Raw genomic sequence first — 17,509 nt, 5'->3', positions numbered from 1 at the left:
CTTACAAGTGCTTCGCTAAGAACTTCTCAATTTTCTCATATAGCTCTACTCGGTTTTCCTCTTTACGGAAACCGTGTCCTTCGTCAAACTTCATGATCCACTCATCATCAGACAGCTCTATCTTTCTGTCTTCCAGTGCGTCACGAAGATCCGTTGCATGTTGTTTAACAACTCGAGGATCTTTGGCACCATGAACAATCATCAAAGGCGCTTTAATTTTATCAACGTGAGCCAGAGGTGACATGCGAGCCATTAACTCTTTATCTTCAGGATCACCGATCTGAATTTTCAACAGCTCTTTTGCAGGCTCCCAGTGCTTAGGCATTGATGTAAATAACAAACCAACATCCGTCACACCAACATAGTTGATACCACACTTGTACAAGTCAGGAGTAAAGGTTAAACCCGCCATCGTTGCATAACCACCATAACTCGCACCGTAGATACATACACGCTCAGGGTCAACGATACCTTCATCAATCAAATACTTAACACCGTCAGTTAAGTCATTTTGCATCTCTGCGCCCCATTTTCCACCATAACCAGCATGTTGGAACTTACGGCCATAACCACCTGAACCACGATAGTTGACTTGTAAAGTTGCATAACCACGACTAGCAAAGAATTGATGCTCAGGGTTATAACCCCAGAAATCACGTACACCAAAAGGTCCACCGTGAGGATTTACGATAAGTGGTAATTTTTTACCATTAGAATCCTTAGGAACTGTCAAATAGCCACGCATCGTTAAACCGTCACGACTTTTATATCGAATAGGCTTCATGGGTGACATCTGCTCAGGTTTGATCCAGTTCATACGAGAAACTAAGAACTGTACTTTTCCTTCTTTACGATCGTACAGATAATAGCTACCAGGATCGGTATCGTCAGATACCAAAAGAATATTCAACATCTCATCATCAGAAGCACTCGAGATACTTACCATCTTGCCTTTGAATGCGTCTTTTAAACCTTTACGCATTTTGGCTTCTTCTTCGTCAAAATATTTTGAACGAGGGTAGTCATCAAAGTAAGAAACACCCAAAAGCTTTTGACGCTTTCTAGACATAATCAAGCCACTGACATCGACTTCATCATGTTCAAATATCATGTCACCTAGCTTATTAGTTTTTGGGTCAAAGTAATAAATGGCGCCACGGTCACGACCTTTATTAGAAGATACGAACATGGTTTTATTATCGAAATCAAAACCTAAAGGAGCAATGCCTTCTTCCAGCACATTAAACTCTCTTAATACGCGGAAGTCTTTTTCACCCTTCTCTTTGTAGTGGAACTTGCCTTTCAAACCTTTCAACGAAGTTGCACCACGAACATCGCCATCATGATCCACTAGCCATCCTTGAACATCGCCAGGATTTCGAGCAATGATTTTCATCTTCGCATTTTTCCTGCGCTTTTGGCTCCAACGACTGTCCAAAGGCAATAGATATAAGTCAGGAGCGGTAACACGGCGTCCATTAAACTGGACGATAATGTGTTTGGGATCATCTGGCAAAGTGTGAACAACTGACGCAGAACGAATGCCAGAGTTGCCAACCGAAGAACCTACCAACTCAACAACCTTTGGCTTACCTTCACGGTTTACTTTGAAAATGCTGAAAGCTTCATTACCATCACTATCCATGGTAAACACAAGCTCATCCTCATTTGCCCAGAAGTAGCCACCCACATTCTGCTTATCAAACGCGGTGAGTACTTTAATTTTCTTTAAGTTTTTAGTCTCCATAACCACGATGTTTCTGCGATTTTTGATTGGAGAGATAACGGCAAGGTATTTGCCACTCGGTGATAATTGGAGACCGGTAAACTCTGCATTTCTAAAGAAATCTTTTACAGGTATATCGGCAGGCTTAGCAGCGACAGTCTGAATCAACAGCGCGGCAACAAAAGCCAGCATGACGTGTATCTTAAAAGGCATAACATTCCCTCTATTATTGTTTTAAGGTGCTTGTCGAGTATAAAAATTTCAAACAAAAGAAATCAACACAATATAGTAAACGAATGTAAACAATATAATATTTCATTATTTAGTTTTGAGAGTTCGACATCACTTTAGTCTTGAGCCGACACAAACTCTTACACTTGGCAACACACTAAAATGCTATTTATTACTAGTATAATTTTCAACACGATTATTTAGCAATCGTGTTAATTTTCTCGCAATCCCCCTATTAGCCCATTCATGCAATGGGCTTTATTTTTATATCGTGCTGAAATATAAGACTCAAATTGACAACTTAAAAAATATAAAGAGGCACTCAATAGAAATTAAATATTTAATAAATAGTTATGCTTTCGAAAATGATAAAACACGTTCTTTAATTGATGACTCAAAATCAGGCGCTTTTTTTAAAAGCCTTTGCACATTCGATGCCAAAGACCATATTTCTGCTTTTGCAATCGGGTCTGACCACTCTGACACTCCATGCCCTTGTGCTATTGCGTCAACATAAGCTGTTCGTTGCGTTAATTGACAACTAAAGGGAGTGATACAGCTCGATTTCTTCACTTCTTTGATTAAATACTCAGAAGACTTCACTCTTCTGCGTACACGAGTCCAACATATTCGTGCCGCTAGATCAGGATTTATCTTTAATGCAGACTCAACGAGCTCATCCATAGCTTCAAAGGACCAAACTTCTACCTGTGAGGGCGCTAATGGAACTAACAAAACAGAGGCCATGGCCACCATAGCCTTAGTCATAGAGTTAATATGGGGAGGACCATCAACTAAGATATAACGAAAATCGTCTTTGTGTTTGTCGACCAGTTTTACTAATTCGGTAGGCCGAGTGGCGGTATAAATATCAACACCCGTTTGTTCAAAATATTCTTCGCGTGTTTTGTGCCACGCAACAAGAGAATGTTGAGGCGGATCACAGTCAATGACCAAGACGTTTTCTTTTTCTGCAAGCACAGCGGCCAGGCTGGCACATAAAGTACTTTTACCTACCCCACCCTTTGCTTGTCCAACCGCAATAACTTTCGCACCCATAATCGTTAACTATTTTCTTTATTAAGGTTATTGATTCATAACATCGAGCCGTAAAGTTCAAAAAAGTATCAGCTATTCTATCCAGACGCCTGATTATCTTGTACTTTTTACATTCAGTTCAAATAATAGACACTATTGAATCGACCTGCAAATTCAGCAGCAAGCATTGTTAACTAAAGCACACTTAAAATGCTGCTCAGCACCAATGAATCAACGCCCCTTCTTACTAAAAAATACAGCAGGGGCACCAATAAACTGACATAATAAGCCACCTAAAAATAACAACTGACGTATAACCCCAAAAATATGACTGAGCAGCATTCTAACTCGTCCTCCTCTTTCTATCGAAAACTCGCTTTAATCGCAGGCCCCCTACTCGCCGCCATCAGTGGCACCGTCGCTGCGACCAGCGGTATGAGCCCGATGGCAGCCATTACTCTGGGCATTACCTTATGGTGTGCTCTCTGGTGGATCACCGAGCCCATTCCAATCCCGGCAACCAGTATGCTGCCACTGGCGCTTTTTCCACTCACAGGGGTTTTGACGGGCAAGCAGGTAGCCGGTGCTTATGGGCATCCGTTAATCCTGCTATTAATGGGTGGCTTCATGCTATCAAAGGCCATGGAGAAGTCAGGCACCCATCGCCGCATCGCATTACAAATGATTCATAGTTTTGGTGGGCATTCAGGGCCTCGCGTTCTGGCTGGCTTCATGGTTGCCTCGGCGCTACTCAGTATGTGGATATCGAATACGGCTACAACCCTGATGTTACTTCCGGTTGCCCTCGCCGTGTTAGAGAAGAACACCGACAAACGCTTAACAGTCGCCTTGTTGCTTGGTGTGGCTTATGCCTCCAGTATTGGTGGTATGGGAACCATTATTGGCACACCACCCAACTTGATGTTTCGTAGCGTGTATGAAGAAATGACTCAGACGGGCATTTCATTTTCTGAGTGGATGGCCATTGGCATTCCCGTGGTGTTGGTCTTCATTCCTCTTGCCTGGCTATGGCTGCAAAGGGGCTTATCCACAAACAATCAGCTAGAAGTCCCCAAACCAGGACAATGGCGCACCGAAGAAATTCGCGTATTAATTATTTTTGCCATTACCGCCCTACTCTGGATCACTCGTAAAGAACCTTTTGGTGGTTGGAGCGGTGCCTTAAACTTAACAACGGCCAACGACGCCAGTGTTGCCCTGCTTATGGCTGCGGTAATGTTTATGGTTCCCAATGGTAAAGGTGGAAAGCTGCTAGATTGGGAAACGGCCAACAAGATCCCCTGGGGCGTTCTGATTTTATTTGGTGGAGGAATTTGCATTGCACAAGCTTTCCAGCACTCAGGGCTGAGTGATATTCTCGGAAAGCAACTGACGGTGCTGGCCGAATGGCCTCTGTGGATTGTCGTTCCACTACTATGTTTAACGGTCACCTTTATTACCGAAGTCACCAGTAACACAGCTACAACAACTTTGTTAATGCCAATTCTGGCAGCGGCAGCATTAGCCGCCAATATTGATCCGGCTTTGTTGATGATCCCCGCCGCCATGAGTGCGAGTTGTGCTTTTATGTTACCTGTGGCAACCGCTCCCAATGCGGTCGTATTCGGTAGTGAAAAGCTCACCATTAAACAAATGGCCAGAACGGGCTTAGCACTCAATCTGATTGGAGTAGCTGTTATATCAACGGTCTGTTTAATTCTGTTATAACATAAGGCCATGAGTATGATTGATAGCATGCAACGTCATCATCGATGTCACATAGCCGTCATATAAGCTCACTACAATGACTAGCATGAATATTAAAATGCTAAGACAAAAGCGTGGCACTACCTGTTTCGCGGTTAATCATAGTGGCGACTTCTTATTTCGCCGCTATCGCCGTGGGCCTGCTAACCAAATCACCTGTGGTGAAGCTCGTTTAAGTCGTCAAAAACCTTCTGAGAAATAATCCTACTTCTCATGAATCGACTGTAAGTCAATATAGATACATAAAGTTATATGACGCAATCATTTATATAACTTTATGTATCATCTTACCTACCTCATCTAACTCATCTCTTTATCTCTGCCACCGATAAAAACCTTGCATAACAGGTATGAATGTTCTTAAATGTTGAGATATCAACCAACTTCCTCACATTTAAGGACAGCTTTTGGCTAGCGCATATCTTCTATGAGTCTTTCATTCGTCAATCAGCGTAGATTCTTATGTTTGGCTTTTGCTTTTCTATTTTTATCCGCCTCTTTATCTGTCACTGCCGACGAAAAGCTCGAACGAGTACGACTGCAACTTAAATGGTTTCATCAATTTCAGTTTGCTGGCTTTTATGCTGCTAAAGCTAAAGGATTTTATACTGCAGAAGGTCTCGAAGTAGAAATCATTCAACGGGATCCTAAAGTCAATACCGTCGATAACATTGTTGCCAGAGATGCAGAGTTTGGCGTCTCTGACTCCAGCATAATTTTGCACAGGCTCAGGGGCAATCCCGTTGTTGCCATCGCTGCGGTTTTTCAACATAGCCCAACGGTATTTCTAACTCGCAAAGATTCAGAAATTATTGGTCCACTAGAATTAAAAGGTCGTCGAATCATGATGCAAAGGAGTCATGATGACGCTGCCTTGGCCGCCATGTTTCATATCATGGGAATAAAGAAGAAAGATCTTATTTTAATTCCTCATACTTTCGAAGATAACGTTCTACTTAATAATCACGTTGACGCAATGTCAGCCTATGTAACCGATCAACCTTACTTCTATAAAAGCCGTGGTGTTGATGTCAATATCATTAACCCGCTCAGTTATGGTGTCGACTTTTACGGTGACATTATTTTCACCCATGAAGAAATCGCCAGAAACAATCCTGAGCTAGTAAAGCGTTTCACTCGAGCTAGCCTGAAAGGCTGGGACTACGCGTTAAAAAACAAAGAAGAGATTGTTCAACTTATTTTTAGCGCCTACCCTACCGGAAAATCACTTGATCATTTGCGCTACGAAGCAGTTGAAACAGAAAAGATGGTGATGCCAAACCTGGTAAAAATTGGCTACTTAAACCCTCAACGCTTTCAATGGATTGCTGACATTTATCGACAAGAAGGCTTTGCCCCTGCTGACTCAAATCTGAAAGGTTTTCATATTGATGAGTACAACAGCTTACAGGACAATGCGTTTAAAGACTTAGGCCGTTGGTTTACAGTCATCAGTATCACGTTAACGACCATTATTCTTTTGTTAATGATTGTGAGTTACCGCCTTAAAGCGGTTGTAAGAAAACGAACTCTGGAGTTACAAGAAACTCGAGATGCGCTACAGCGCTATGTTAATATCGTTGATAAACATGTTATCTCTTTAACCGCTGACTATACGGGACACATAACAGCAGCCTCGGAAGCTTTCTGCAAAATCTCTGAGTTTGAGAACCCACTAGAAGTAACAGGAAAAGACTTTCAGTTTCTCCATCACCCAAACTCAGATCCCGACGTGTATCGCCAAATGCTCAATCAAATTAAAAAAGGCAAAAGTTGGTCAGGGCAATTAAAAAGCATGTCCAAAACGGGGAAAATATTTTGGACCGCAGCCCATGTTGAACCTAACTATGACAGCAAACATAAATTCATAGGCTTCACATCTATTCATCAAGATATCACCGATGCCATTCGCGTTGAGCAACTATCAAAAACAGATTCACTGACTCAGCTCAATAATCGCATGAACCTTGATAGTGCCCTAATCAAAGAAACGGCTCGCGCCAACAGATTTACTCGTCCACTGTCGGTGATCATGCTAGATATCGATCACTTTAAAGAGATCAATGATACCTACGGACACACTCACGGTGATCGAGTATTGATGCATGTAGCCAACCTTCTAAAACAAGGGGTTCGCGAATCTGATATGGTGGGTCGCTGGGGAGGAGAAGAGTTTATGATTCTTTGCCCAGAAACGGATTTAAAAGGAGCGGTCACTTTGGCCGAAAAAATTCGCGAGCAAATTGCCGAGTCTCAATTTGTTGGTGGTATTCGAACAACCTGTAGCTTTGGAGTCACTCAGGTAGAAACCAATGAATTACCAGAAGCACTCACTGAACGTGTCGATTGTTTATTATATCAAGCAAAATCGAAAGGAAGAAATCGGGTAGAGCATGAAGAGCCTAGCACGCTAGAGTGCCTGCCCCAGGAAGAGAAAGAAAGTACTCCTGACGATGCATGAGTACTTCCGTAATAAATTACTTTTTATTTAAAAAAGCATCGAAGGCTGCTTTTGCATCATCACTTTGCAACAACTCAACAAAATGATCGCCTTCTTCTTTAATACGAGACTGAAGCTCGCTGGTGACTCCCTGACGCAGTAAGCGACGAGATACTTTTATTGCCTCTGGCGACAATCTTAAAATCTTCTTACGCCATGCAGCCAACTGTTCTTCTACGGCTTCGGCATCGGCCACTACCTTGTTGATTACACCCGCTTCACAAGCCTGCTCAGCATTAAATCGGTCACCTAATAATAACCACTCCGCCGATTTTTTAAGTCCCATTTGCATCGGCATAAGCAAGCTTGAACCAGCTTCAGGACACAAACCTAAAGATGTAAATGGCGTAGTGAAAACCGCTCCACTGGAAGCAACCACCAAATCACAATGCAATAACATGGTTGTTCCTATCCCGACTGCAGGTCCGTTAACTCCCACAATAATGGGTTTTGAAAACGAACTTAGCGCCTGCAAAAACTGCCAGACTGGCGCGTCGTTACCTAATGGAGGATGCTCAACAAAGTCTTTTAAATCGTTTCCAGCACAATAGCTTTCTGCTCCACCCACAAACTGAACCATTCGCGCCTGGTCATTTTGCTCTGCCTCAACAAGCGCTGTCGCCATTGCAGAATACATGGCTCCCGTTAGCGCATTTTTTTTATCTTCGCGATTGATTTTGATAGTGACAACCGCGTCTTGTTCAGACACTAACACTTCTTCGCAATTCATCAGCTAGCCTTTCATTTATTGTTACAGTCATCTTTGATGCTTTGACGCTGCCAGTTGCAATGTCAAAGCCCCTTCTTTTATTTTAGGTTAAAGCCAAAGTCACCTTTTGTTTGCGCCGTCATATAGGCAAACACCGCATAAACAGCAACGTTTTGAGCCATATTTTCGGGTTCAACCTTATCCAGAGTATCGTTGGCCGTGTGATGTAAATCAAAATAGTCAGTTCCATCTTGACGCAGACTAAACACACTCATGCCATCTCTTCTCAATGGACTAAGATCGGGGCCACCCCAGGCACGATTAGAGCCTTTCTCTACACCCAGAGGCTTGAGCATCAAAGCCATCTGATCAAGAAAGGCAGCGCTCTTACCATCCGTTCGCCAATCGAACGACCAAATAGGTCCGGCGCCAAAATCGGACTCAGATCCAGTAATATGCTGACGCAATTCATCTTTATGTGCTTCGGCATAAGCTTTAGCTCCATGGAGTCCCTGCTCTTCATTCGCCCATAAAATTACGCGAATAGTTCGACGAGGACGCTTAATCTCGCTAACAATTTTTGCAGCAGCCATGGTAATCGCAACACCCGCACCATCATCAACAGCACCCGTACCTAAATCCCATGAGTCCAGATGCCCGCCGATCACAACCACTTCATCAGGTTTCTCATACCCCTTGATTTCGCCAATAACATTATAAGACGTATACTGCTTTGCGGTTTGCTCAGCGGTCATTGTCAGCCCAATTTCAACAGGCTTACCACGTTTTAATTGATTGAGTAACAGATCGGCATCGGGGTTCGACAAAGCAGCAGCAGGTATCTTGGTCACGTTCTCGGCATAACGCATCATACCGGTATGAGGCAAACGATCCGAGTCAGTACCTATAGAACGAATCACAATGGCCTTAGCGCCCTTTTTAGCGGCCTCGGAAGCACCTCGACTACGAGCAGCAACGGCGTTTCCATAATCCGAACCATCACGAGTCTTTTTCATTTTATAACTGATAAAAACAATTTTGCCCTCAACCTTGCCAGCTTCTGCTTCTGTCAGCTGTTTAAAAGTTTCAAAGTGGACAATTTCTCCACGTAGTCCTTTAGGTCCGGTTCCAACACTGTTACCTAATGCAGTGATCATTAAAGGTTGCGGATATGGCGCTAAGACTTCTGCTTTTTCTATTCCTCGATTCCATACAGGAAAAGTCACCGGTTCTTTTTTAACCGAGTCAAACCCAAGCTGCTTAAACTTGGCGACAGCCCATTTTACCGCTCTGGCATCCCCTTCGGTGCCTGCCATACGCGGCCCAACTTCTGTGGTCAGCGACTCTAAAATGTCGTAACCCAATGAACTCTTCAGTGCGGCTTCTCGTATCTGCTGCACATGTTTCAGTTCACTCTTCACTAGAGGCTCAGCTGCCATGCCGGAAACACAGACCACGCCCAAAACCACTGCTAACAAGTTTTTCATTATTATTCTCCAGTCATTACATAACAGCCGACTGACGACTATGCTGTTGAAGTTCCACAAAATGAGCCGAAAAAGCGCCCATATTGCCTACAAAAAAGGCAAACTTAACCTTAAAAGTTAAGAATTAGAAAAGTCATCAATGAAATAGACGCTAAAGATTATCAAAACCCTTCTACTGTTGTAAGATGCAAACAGGCATGAAAATAAAACTATCCGAGCCAAATATCTCAAATAATTAAACATGCCTATCCCTAAACAAACTAAAGCGCCTTACGGTGAATCAAACTAACACGGGAGAACACAGTGGACAAAAGTATTTATGACTTCACAGCCAAGCTCAATGACGGCTCCGATAAAGCACTTTCTGACTACAAAGGAAAAGTGTTACTAATTGTAAATACTGCCAGTGAGTGTGGCTTTACTCCTCAGTATGAAGGCCTGGAAGCTTTATACGAAACTTACAGCGAACAAGGTTTTGAGATCCTGGCATTTCCCTGTAACCAGTTTGGTAAACAAGAGCCTGGAGATAATGAAGCTATCAAAAACTTTTGTATGACTCGTTTCTCTGTCACCTTCCCTTTGTTCGACAAAGTCGATGTCAACGGAGAAGCTGCAGCTCCGGTATTTGATTATTTAAAGCAAGAAGCGCCAGGAATTCTGGGCAGCAAAAGCATTAAGTGGAACTTCACTAAGTTTTTGGTTGGCAAAGACGGTCAGGTTATTAAACGATTTGCTCCTAAAGATAAGCCTCAGGATATCGCAAAAAATATAGAAAGCGCGTTAGCTTAATCTAGGGCTTAAAACGGTTTCAATATAATGAATTCAGAAGACAGAATAACAGAACTGGAAAGCAAAGTAGCTTTCCAGGATGACACCATTGATACTCTAAATGATGTCATCATTCATCAGCAATCTCAAATTGATGAACTAAAAAAAGAGCTAATAAAATTATCAGCTCGACTACAGTCGCTTCAGGAAATATCAACGACTCCTGCTCAAAATGAGCCTCCGCCTCCGCACTATTAGGGACGCATTTGTGAGACGTTTTATCAGGTAAACCAAACCTTTACACTTTAAAAGAAAATTAAGAGGATTTGTGGTTATGAGTTTGAGCAACAAAACTATTATTATTACCGGCAGCAGCCGTGGTATAGGTCGAGAGATCGCACTTAAATGTGCGGCAGATGGAGCCAACATTGTCATCGCTTCAAAATCTGCTGAGCCACACCCTAAACTGGCAGGTACAATACATACCGTCGCCGCAGAAGTAGAAGCAGCCGGTGGTAAAGCCTTACCTATTCAGCTTGATGTTCGTAAAGAGCTGGATGTAAAAAAAATGATGGAGCATGTTGCAGAAACCTTTGGCGGTATTGATGCGGTTATCAATAATGCAGGCTTTATTGGCCTTACACCTTTAGAGCACACCAGCCCTAAACATTACGACTTAATGCATGCCATCAATGCAAGAGCCGTGTTTGTAACGGCTCATTACGCTATCCCTTATTTAAAGCAATCAGCAAACCCACATATTTTAAGTTTGTCACCACCACTGAACTTTAGTCCTAAATGGATGAAAGCTCATATCCCTTATACAACGACCAAATACGGTATGACATTATTTACGATGGGACTTGCGGAAGAATTACGCGACAGCAACATTGCCGTTAATGCGTTATGGCCTAGAACCATTATCTCGACTGCGGCAATAGAATTCGCCGTTGGCAACAAAGAGATGTTAAAAAATTGTCGCACGCCAGCCATTATGGCCGATGCCGCTTACGAAATATTAACAACTCAAAGCAACGATCTAACAGGCCAGAGCCTAATTGATGAAGAGTTACTGCGTTCTCGTGGAACAGAAGATTTTTCTAAATACGCAAACGATCCAGAAGCTCCCATCCACAATGATCTGTTTGTCGATTAATAAATGGCAGAAACAAAAAAGGCGCTCTTATAAAGAGCGCCTTTTATTAAGCTAAAAGAAAAATTACAAAGCTTCTTTTAACTCAGGCAATACAGCGAAAAGATCACCAACCAAGCCATAATCAGCCACTTGGAAAATAGGCGCTTCTTCGTCTTTGTTAATTGCAACAATCACTTTACTGTCTTTCATACCTGCTAAGTGCTGAATAGCACCTGAGATACCAACAGCAATGTAAAGTTCTGGAGCAACAATCTTACCCGTTTGACCAACCTGATAGTCGTTAGGAACAAAACCAGCGTCAACTGCTGCACGAGATGCACCTACCGCTGCACCCAACTTGTCAGCAATTTCTTCTAACATGTGGAAGTTGTCACCGCTCTGCATACCGCGACCACCAGAGATAATCACGTTGGCAGATGTCAGTTCTGGACGCTCTGATTTAGTCAGCTCTTCACCAACAAAAGAAGCCTTACCGAAAGCAGCATCACCAACAGATACTTCTTCAATCGCTGCACTACCGCCTTCTGCCGCTACAGCGTCAAAAGCAGTACCACGAACAGTAATGACTTTCTTTTCGTCAGCCGACTGAACCGTCGCAATCGCGTTACCCGCATAAACAGGGCGAACAAAAGTATCGTCTGACTCAACTCGGATAATGTCAGAAATCATTTGCACATCCAACTTAGCCGCTACTCGAGGTAAAAAGTTTTTACCGAATGTGGTAGCTGGAGCCAAGATGTGAGAGTAATCACCCGCTAAATTCGCTGCTAGATTACCGACAGATTCTGCTAATGAGTGCTCAAAAGCCGCATCATTAACCATTAAAACTTTTGCAACACCATCTGCTTTGGCAGCTAGCTCAGCCGCTGCACCACAGTTATGGCCAGCAACTAAAACATGAACGTCACCAGATAGGTTCTTAGCTGCAGCAATAGTGTTATAAGTAGCACTCTGAAGCTGAGCATTGTTATGTTCTGCAATCACTAATGTTGTCATTTAGATCACCTTCGCTTCATTCTTCAGTTTGTCAACCAGCTCTTCAACGCTAGCTACTTTAATACCTGCTTCACGAGTGGCAGGTGGCTCTACTTTTAATGTTTTAACGCGCGGAGCAATGTTAACGCCTAAATCTTCAACAGACATTTCTTCAAGCGGCTTCTTTTTCGCTTTCATAATGTTTGGAAGTGATGCAAAACGAGGTTCATTCAAACGTAAGTCGGTCGTTACAACCGCAGGCAGGTCCAATGCAACGGTTTGTAATCCACCGTCAATTTCGCGAGTTACGTTAACAGAGCCGTCAGCTACATTAACTTCAGAAGCGAAAGTACCTTGAGGCCAATCCATCAGTGCAGACAACATTTGACCAACCTGGTTGTTATCTCCATCAATCGATTGTTTACCCATAATCACCATATCGGGGCTTTCTTTTGCTACCACCTCTTTTAATAACTTGGCGACAGCTAATGGCTGAACTTCTTCATCAGTTTTAACCAAAACAGCTCGATCTGCTCCCAGAGCTAATGCAGTGCGAAGTGTCTCTTGAGCCTGCTGAGGCCCGATAGAAACAACAACGATCTCACTGGCAACGCCTTTCTCTTTTAAACGCACGGCTTCTTCAACGGCGATTTCACAGAAAGGGTTCATAGACATCTTTACGTTTGCAGTCTCGACACCCGAATTGTCAGCTTTGACACGAACTTTCACGTTGTAGTCAATTACGCGCTTGACGGCTACCAGAATTTTCATGGATTGTCCTACTGAGTTAAGTATAATGTTGAACTTATTGCGATATTGCGGTGCAATGTGGAAAATGATGGCAAGATTTTGACGGGATCAGCACTAAAAATCAACTACCTTGCCACGAAAACTAGCCAAATTCATTGGAATTACCGATATATTACCCGAAGTATTTCGAATGACACCCAGGCGGCAAGCAAGCGAATCCCCTGAGCTTAGATAACTAAGTGACTGGGGTGAGCGAGTGCAGCCAACACCGGTGTCATTTGAAAGACGAAGGGAAAAGTGACTCAACGAAAGTTGCTCTTTCGCTTATAATGCTTGGCCACTAGGGGTAAATGACCACTATCCCTGCCAATAGAGTATTAATGAAAGCTGTAAGTTCCAGATAAGTATAAAAAAGATCCAAGTTACGGGAGGAGATACCAAGCATGATAGAACGTGAATCGATGGAGTTTGATGTTGTTATTGTCGGTGCAGGGCCAGCAGGGCTTTCATCAGCAATAAAGTTGGCACAAGTCGCCCAAGAAACGGGCAAAGAAATATCGATTGTTGTCGTCGAGAAAGGTTCTGAAGTAGGTGCTCACATTCTTTCTGGTGCTGTATTTGAACCAACAGCTTTGAATGAGCTCATCCCAGACTGGAAAGAAAAAGGTGCTCCTCTTAATACCGCAGTAAACGGTGACGATATCTACTTTATGCGTTCTGAACAAAACGCAATTAAAGTCCCAGGCCTGTTCGTTCCCAAAACCATGCACAACGAAAGCAACTACATTATCAGCCTGGGTAATCTATGCCGCTGGTTGGCAGAACAAGCCGAAGCCATGGGTGTAGAAATATTCCCCGGTTTTGCAGCATCAGACATTCTATACAACGACGATGGTAGTGTAAAAGGCATCGTCACTGGTGATATGGGTGTTGCAGAAGACGGCTCGCAAAAAGACGGATTTATGGCGGGCATGGAACTTCATGCCAAATACACCTTATTTGCCGAAGGTTGTCGCGGCCACCTTGGCAAACAATTGATCCAAAAATTTGAGCTAGATAAAGACAAAGATCCTCAGCACTACGGTATCGGTATCAAAGAACTCTGGAAAGTCCCTGCCGAGCAGCACCAGGAAGGCCTGGTGGTACACTCAGCAGGTTGGCCGCTCAGTGAAAGTGGTAGTGCGGGTGGTGGTTTCCTTTACCACATCGAAGATAATCAGATTGCCGTTGGCCTGATTACTGACCTATCTTATGACAATCCACATGTCAGCCCATTTGATGAGTTCCAACGCTACAAACACCATCCTGTTATCAAGCAATATCTTGAGGGTGGAGAGCGTGTTTCTTACGGTGCGCGAGCGATTGTTAAAGGTGGTTTACAGTCTCAACCCAAAATGACCTTTGCAGGTGGCTTATTAATTGGTGACGACGCAGGAACACTCAACTTTGCCAAAATCAAAGGCTCTCATACTGCAATGAAGTCTGGCATGATCGCAGCCGAAGTCGTTGCGGCAGCCCTGGCCAATGATCGTGCCAGTGATGAGCTAACAGAATACAGCTCAGCTTACGAAAACAGCTGGGCATGGAAAGAACTGCACGAGCAACGGAATTTTGGCCCAGCTCAGCACAAATGGGGCAACTTGGTTGGTTCTGCTTACAGCTTTATTGACCTGAATATTTTTGGTGGCAAGTTACCTTGGACACTTCGCGATACTAAGGCAGACCACGCAGCAATGCGCCCAGCAGCTGATTGCAAAATCATTGATTATCCGAAGCCTGATGGTAAGCTGTCTTTCGACAAACTGTCCTCTGTCTTTATCTCGAATACTAATCATGAAGAAGATCAGCCAGTACACCTTCAGTTGACCGACCCGAATATTCCTATCGAAGTCAATTTAAAGGAGTACGATGAGCCAGCGCAACGCTACTGCCCCGCAGGCGTCTATGAAATAATCCGGGATGATGATGGTAATAATCCTTCATTGCAGATCAATTCGCAGAACTGTGTTCACTGTAAGACTTGCGATATCAAAGATCCGCGACAAAATATTACCTGGGTAACCCCTGAAGGTGCTGGTGGGCCAAATTATCCCAATATGTAATTTTATCGCTCAGAGCTGTGTTTTCACCGCTCTGAGCATCTCACCTCAATATCTTATCTCACAATAATCGTAAGCTTGGTAAATTTCACACTATCTTTGTGATATCTGTCACAGAATCTAAATGCACCTTTTTTTAATGTTAGAGTAGCTTCGAAAGTCCATGGACTCTTAGCAAATAACAATAAATAGGCTATATACTTGTTTGCAATTAAAAGCTCATTTTTTAGACAGTTTGGTTGCAATAATAATAATAAGCCATTAGACTGGGCGCTCGCTGCACAAAAATATAACAATCAGCTATATCCCAGTAATTAAGTTTTATACACGCGGTAGGGGTTTAGGTAATGTATTGGTACACAAAGAATGACGGGCAGCTGTGCTTAGGTACAGAAAACACCCGGATGGCAGAGTTTGAAGTAAGCACTGAAATTTTCTTGCAACAGTCACTCAGCCAACCCCTCATGGAAGAGCATATCCAGTCAATTGGTTCATATCCAGAAGACTGGAATCATGATGCTCGCATATCAGAGAAGATTAATGCAGCAGCAAAATTTATTTTTAGTGATGAGTTAGCGCATTCTGAGCAGCAAAACCAATCACTTTAATAGAATTGAAATCTATCACTATTACGATAGATGCACTAAAACTGAGTAGCAGGAGGGTATGATGTTAGATGTAACCACCCCAGATGCGAATAATCAGGATGAGAGTGCTTATTTGCTCCAAGCAAACGCAAATCAGCATGAGATAACGACGGACCAAATTAATTTATTTGCTAATCTGGTAACAGAAGAACAGAGCTTCTATAAAGACATAGGGCTACGTCATCTGGTCGAAATTCTAGAATAAAAAAAGCGGCTTTAGCCGCTTTTTTTATTTCTGGTTTTGACGTCTTCTGGCAAAACCAAGCAACAATAATAACCCAGCGCTCCATCCGAGAGATCCGCTGCCACTATCTGGTGTTGTTGTGGTGTTACAACTTTGGTTAACAGGCTCTGTTCTAGGAACCAGCTTGTAAGCGCGGGGCTCATGCAACATACGACCATCAGTCTGTTCCTGCAAAAAAGCTCCAAAACCGATAATCTCTCCAGCATTATTGATGGCTTTAGCCTCACCAATAACCCAGCCCGCATCACAATCAATGCGCTTATTCAAATCACCAAGCTGACCATTCTCATAAATCACCCCGGCATAAGAAGCTGGCGAGCTTGTAAGACGCGCAGATCCAACAACAACACCCGCATCGTTGATACCGATGGCGTTAGATTGTTCTAACGTATCCACAAGATAACCGATATTAGTAACTTCTCCAGTCGCAGTATCTGTAATAAAGCCAGCATACTTAGAAAACTGGAGATTAATTCCACTCTCCCCTTCTAAAGCCGCAATACCAACAACAACATTGCTTTCGTTGATGTCATTAACACGATGAACGTAACCGCCCAAAGCTTCTACAGGAGTTAACGTTTCAGGAGAATTGATTGAGGCGATGTATCCACGACGAATCGATGCATTATCAGCATTGAGAATCGTTGATACTCCAGCAAAGAAGCCTGCATTATTGATAGTCGTGGCATTAGAAAAATTAATACCGTCAGTACCACTGCTGGGTTCTAGGTTGGTGATGGTTGTGTTATTGATGTCATACAAAAACCCACGACCACCGCTTGTTGCAATACTGTTGTCATCGTTGCGGGTCAATATGCGTTGACCTTCACCGACCATCCAGCCGCTATTATTGACATCAAAGGCGCGCATAAAAGCAGTATAGTCATCACCAAACTCTAAGAATGTTGTTGCGCCATTTTGGAAAATAACCGCTTGGGTATCTTTAAGCACGGTGCGAGTACCAGTCACATTACCATCATCATCAGTAATGTCTTCTTGAACATGAGGTCTCACTTCACCCACCAGCATACCTGTGTCGTTCATACCAAATGCAGCACCAACACCAGAATAATCATCAGCTAATAAGCTCACAGGAGCTGTATTGGCTGTTCCAGCATAAGAAACAGGGCGATTACCAAACAAGGCATCACTCTCGCCGTCTGGATGCGGGTATTGTCCGAAGCTGTATCCAGCTACCAGACCATTAGCATTCAAAGCAAACGTATAGGAGGCACGTTGGTTGAGGGCGAGGGTATCATCACCTAAACGACCTAAATCAATAACATCATAGTACTCTGCAGCACTTACCGCAGAACAGGTTAGAGCGCTTATCAACACAGCGCAGGTGGATTTAACCATTCGCATTCATACACCTTGTGATTCTTTAAATCTTGTTATTCAGTCCGAATTTT

The 17,509-nt window shown here is 43.2% G+C and carries 16 protein-coding genes; 9 read left to right on the top strand and 7 right to left on the bottom strand.

Annotated elements, in window-relative coordinates; all coding sequences use genetic code 11:
- Position 1 precedes the first annotated feature (1 nt).
- Together NH399_RS23360 and NH399_RS23355 are read right to left on the bottom strand one after the other, a co-directional pair.
- Positions 2-1,939, bottom strand: coding sequence for a S9 family peptidase (locus NH399_RS23360; RefSeq protein WP_253043692.1), 1,938 nt, complete (start codon positions 1,937-1,939; stop codon positions 2-4).
- A 369-nt stretch (positions 1,940-2,308) separates the two neighbouring features.
- Positions 2,309-3,016, bottom strand: coding sequence for a ParA family protein (locus NH399_RS23355; RefSeq protein WP_253043690.1), 708 nt, complete (start codon positions 3,014-3,016; stop codon positions 2,309-2,311).
- A gap of 306 nt (positions 3,017-3,322) precedes the next feature.
- Here NH399_RS23355 and NH399_RS23350 point away from each other — a divergent pair, with 306 nt between their 5' ends.
- The 3 genes from NH399_RS23350 to NH399_RS23340 all read left to right on the top strand — a co-directional run bounded on the left by NH399_RS23350 (position 3,323) and on the right by NH399_RS23340 (position 7,223).
- Entirely contained in the window at positions 3,323-4,723 is a 1,401-nt protein-coding gene (locus NH399_RS23350; protein WP_253043688.1) for an SLC13 family permease, read from the top strand.
- Between the two features lie 97 nt (positions 4,724-4,820).
- Entirely contained in the window at positions 4,821-4,964 is a 144-nt protein-coding gene (locus NH399_RS23345; RefSeq protein WP_253043686.1) for a hypothetical protein, read from the top strand.
- A 225-nt stretch (positions 4,965-5,189) separates the two neighbouring features.
- Positions 5,190-7,223, top strand: a complete 2,034-nt coding sequence (locus NH399_RS23340; RefSeq protein WP_253043685.1) for an ABC transporter substrate-binding protein — start codon at positions 5,190-5,192, stop codon at positions 7,221-7,223.
- Between the two features lie 16 nt (positions 7,224-7,239).
- Here NH399_RS23340 and NH399_RS23335 read toward each other — a convergent pair whose 3' ends face one another.
- Together NH399_RS23335 and NH399_RS23330 are read right to left on the bottom strand one after the other, a co-directional pair.
- The gene (locus tag NH399_RS23335) at positions 7,240-7,992 is read right to left on the bottom strand and encodes an enoyl-CoA hydratase (RefSeq protein WP_253043684.1); all 753 of its coding nucleotides are present in this window, start codon (positions 7,990-7,992) and stop codon (positions 7,240-7,242) included.
- 77 nt (positions 7,993-8,069) lie between these two features.
- Positions 8,070-9,458, bottom strand: a complete 1,389-nt coding sequence (locus NH399_RS23330; protein ID WP_253043682.1) for a M20/M25/M40 family metallo-hydrolase — start codon at positions 9,456-9,458, stop codon at positions 8,070-8,072.
- A gap of 303 nt (positions 9,459-9,761) precedes the next feature.
- Between NH399_RS23330 and NH399_RS23325 the strand changes: the two genes are divergently transcribed.
- The 3 genes from NH399_RS23325 to NH399_RS23315 all read left to right on the top strand — a co-directional run bounded on the left by NH399_RS23325 (position 9,762) and on the right by NH399_RS23315 (position 11,382).
- Positions 9,762-10,247: a redoxin domain-containing protein gene (locus tag NH399_RS23325; RefSeq protein ID WP_253043680.1), complete on the top strand. Its 486-nt coding sequence runs from the start codon at positions 9,762-9,764 to the stop codon at positions 10,245-10,247.
- Positions 10,248-10,274: 27 nt separating this feature from the next.
- Entirely contained in the window at positions 10,275-10,484 is a 210-nt protein-coding gene (locus NH399_RS23320) for a SlyX family protein (protein WP_253043678.1), read from the top strand.
- A 76-nt stretch (positions 10,485-10,560) separates the two neighbouring features.
- Positions 10,561-11,382 carry an NAD(P)-dependent oxidoreductase gene (locus NH399_RS23315; RefSeq protein ID WP_253043676.1) on the top strand — a complete coding sequence of 274 codons (822 nt, stop codon included), beginning with the start codon at positions 10,561-10,563 and terminating at the stop codon, positions 11,380-11,382.
- Between the two features lie 63 nt (positions 11,383-11,445).
- Here NH399_RS23315 and NH399_RS23310 read toward each other — a convergent pair whose 3' ends face one another.
- On the bottom strand, positions 11,446-12,378 hold the full coding sequence (locus NH399_RS23310) for an electron transfer flavoprotein subunit alpha/FixB family protein (RefSeq protein ID WP_253043674.1): 933 nt from the start codon (positions 12,376-12,378) through the stop codon (positions 11,446-11,448).
- Positions 12,379-13,128 (bottom strand): electron transfer flavoprotein subunit beta/FixA family protein, encoded by a 750-nt coding sequence (locus tag NH399_RS23305; RefSeq protein ID WP_253043672.1) that lies wholly within the window; start codon positions 13,126-13,128, stop codon positions 12,379-12,381.
- Between the two features lie 422 nt (positions 13,129-13,550).
- On the opposite strand from NH399_RS23305, the gene NH399_RS23300 reads away from it, so the two are divergent.
- The 3 genes from NH399_RS23300 to NH399_RS23290 all read left to right on the top strand — a co-directional run bounded on the left by NH399_RS23300 (position 13,551) and on the right by NH399_RS23290 (position 16,058).
- A complete protein-coding gene (locus tag NH399_RS23300) occupies positions 13,551-15,209 on the top strand; it encodes an electron transfer flavoprotein-ubiquinone oxidoreductase (RefSeq protein ID WP_253043671.1) in 1,659 nt (552 codons plus the stop codon).
- Positions 15,210-15,553: 344 nt separating this feature from the next.
- The gene (locus NH399_RS23295; protein WP_253043669.1) at positions 15,554-15,814 is read left to right on the top strand and encodes a hypothetical protein; all 261 of its coding nucleotides are present in this window, start codon (positions 15,554-15,556) and stop codon (positions 15,812-15,814) included.
- 58 nt (positions 15,815-15,872) lie between these two features.
- Entirely contained in the window at positions 15,873-16,058 is a 186-nt protein-coding gene (locus tag NH399_RS23290; protein WP_253043667.1) for a hypothetical protein, read from the top strand.
- A 24-nt stretch (positions 16,059-16,082) separates the two neighbouring features.
- Here the strand turns inward: NH399_RS23290 and NH399_RS23285 are convergent, their stop codons facing one another.
- The gene (locus tag NH399_RS23285; RefSeq protein WP_253043665.1) at positions 16,083-17,462 is read right to left on the bottom strand and encodes a DUF3466 family protein; all 1,380 of its coding nucleotides are present in this window, start codon (positions 17,460-17,462) and stop codon (positions 16,083-16,085) included.
- Positions 17,463-17,509 lie beyond the last annotated feature (47 nt).

This window comes from Pleionea sp. CnH1-48 (genome assembly GCF_024124665.1).
Classification (GTDB): Bacteria; Pseudomonadota; Gammaproteobacteria; order Enterobacterales; family Kangiellaceae; genus JAMXSB01.
The sequence above is the reverse complement of the archived record's forward strand: the minus strand, read 5'-3'. Positions and strand labels throughout refer to the sequence as shown.

Bases quoted from the DNA above. Each gene is read 5' to 3' on its own strand.
- NH399_RS23315 (WP_253043676.1), top strand. From the start codon at position 10,561: ATGAGTTTGAGCAACAAAACTATTATTATTACCGGCAGCAGCCGTGGT.
- NH399_RS23295 (WP_253043669.1), top strand. From the start codon at position 15,554: ATGTATTGGTACACAAAGAATGACGGGCAGCTGTGCTTAGGTACAGAA.
- NH399_RS23290 (WP_253043667.1), top strand. From the start codon at position 15,873: ATGATGTTAGATGTAACCACCCCAGATGCGAATAATCAGGATGAGAGT.
- NH399_RS23350 (WP_253043688.1), top strand. From the start codon at position 3,323: ATGACTGAGCAGCATTCTAACTCGTCCTCCTCTTTCTATCGAAAACTC.
- NH399_RS23285 (WP_253043665.1), bottom strand. From the start codon at position 17,462: ATGCGAATGGTTAAATCCACCTGCGCTGTGTTGATAAGCGCTCTAACC.
- NH399_RS23320 (WP_253043678.1), top strand. From the start codon at position 10,275: ATGAATTCAGAAGACAGAATAACAGAACTGGAAAGCAAAGTAGCTTTC.
- NH399_RS23340 (WP_253043685.1), top strand. From the start codon at position 5,190: ATGAGTCTTTCATTCGTCAATCAGCGTAGATTCTTATGTTTGGCTTTT.
- NH399_RS23335 (WP_253043684.1), bottom strand. From the start codon at position 7,992: ATGAATTGCGAAGAAGTGTTAGTGTCTGAACAAGACGCGGTTGTCACT.
- NH399_RS23310 (WP_253043674.1), bottom strand. From the start codon at position 12,378: ATGACAACATTAGTGATTGCAGAACATAACAATGCTCAGCTTCAGAGT.
- NH399_RS23360 (WP_253043692.1), bottom strand. From the start codon at position 1,939: ATGCCTTTTAAGATACACGTCATGCTGGCTTTTGTTGCCGCGCTGTTG.
- NH399_RS23305 (WP_253043672.1), bottom strand. From the start codon at position 13,128: ATGAAAATTCTGGTAGCCGTCAAGCGCGTAATTGACTACAACGTGAAA.
- NH399_RS23330 (WP_253043682.1), bottom strand. From the start codon at position 9,458: ATGAAAAACTTGTTAGCAGTGGTTTTGGGCGTGGTCTGTGTTTCCGGC.
- NH399_RS23345 (WP_253043686.1), top strand. From the start codon at position 4,821: ATGCTAAGACAAAAGCGTGGCACTACCTGTTTCGCGGTTAATCATAGT.
- NH399_RS23355 (WP_253043690.1), bottom strand. From the start codon at position 3,016: ATGGGTGCGAAAGTTATTGCGGTTGGACAAGCAAAGGGTGGGGTAGGT.
- NH399_RS23300 (WP_253043671.1), top strand. From the start codon at position 13,551: ATGATAGAACGTGAATCGATGGAGTTTGATGTTGTTATTGTCGGTGCA.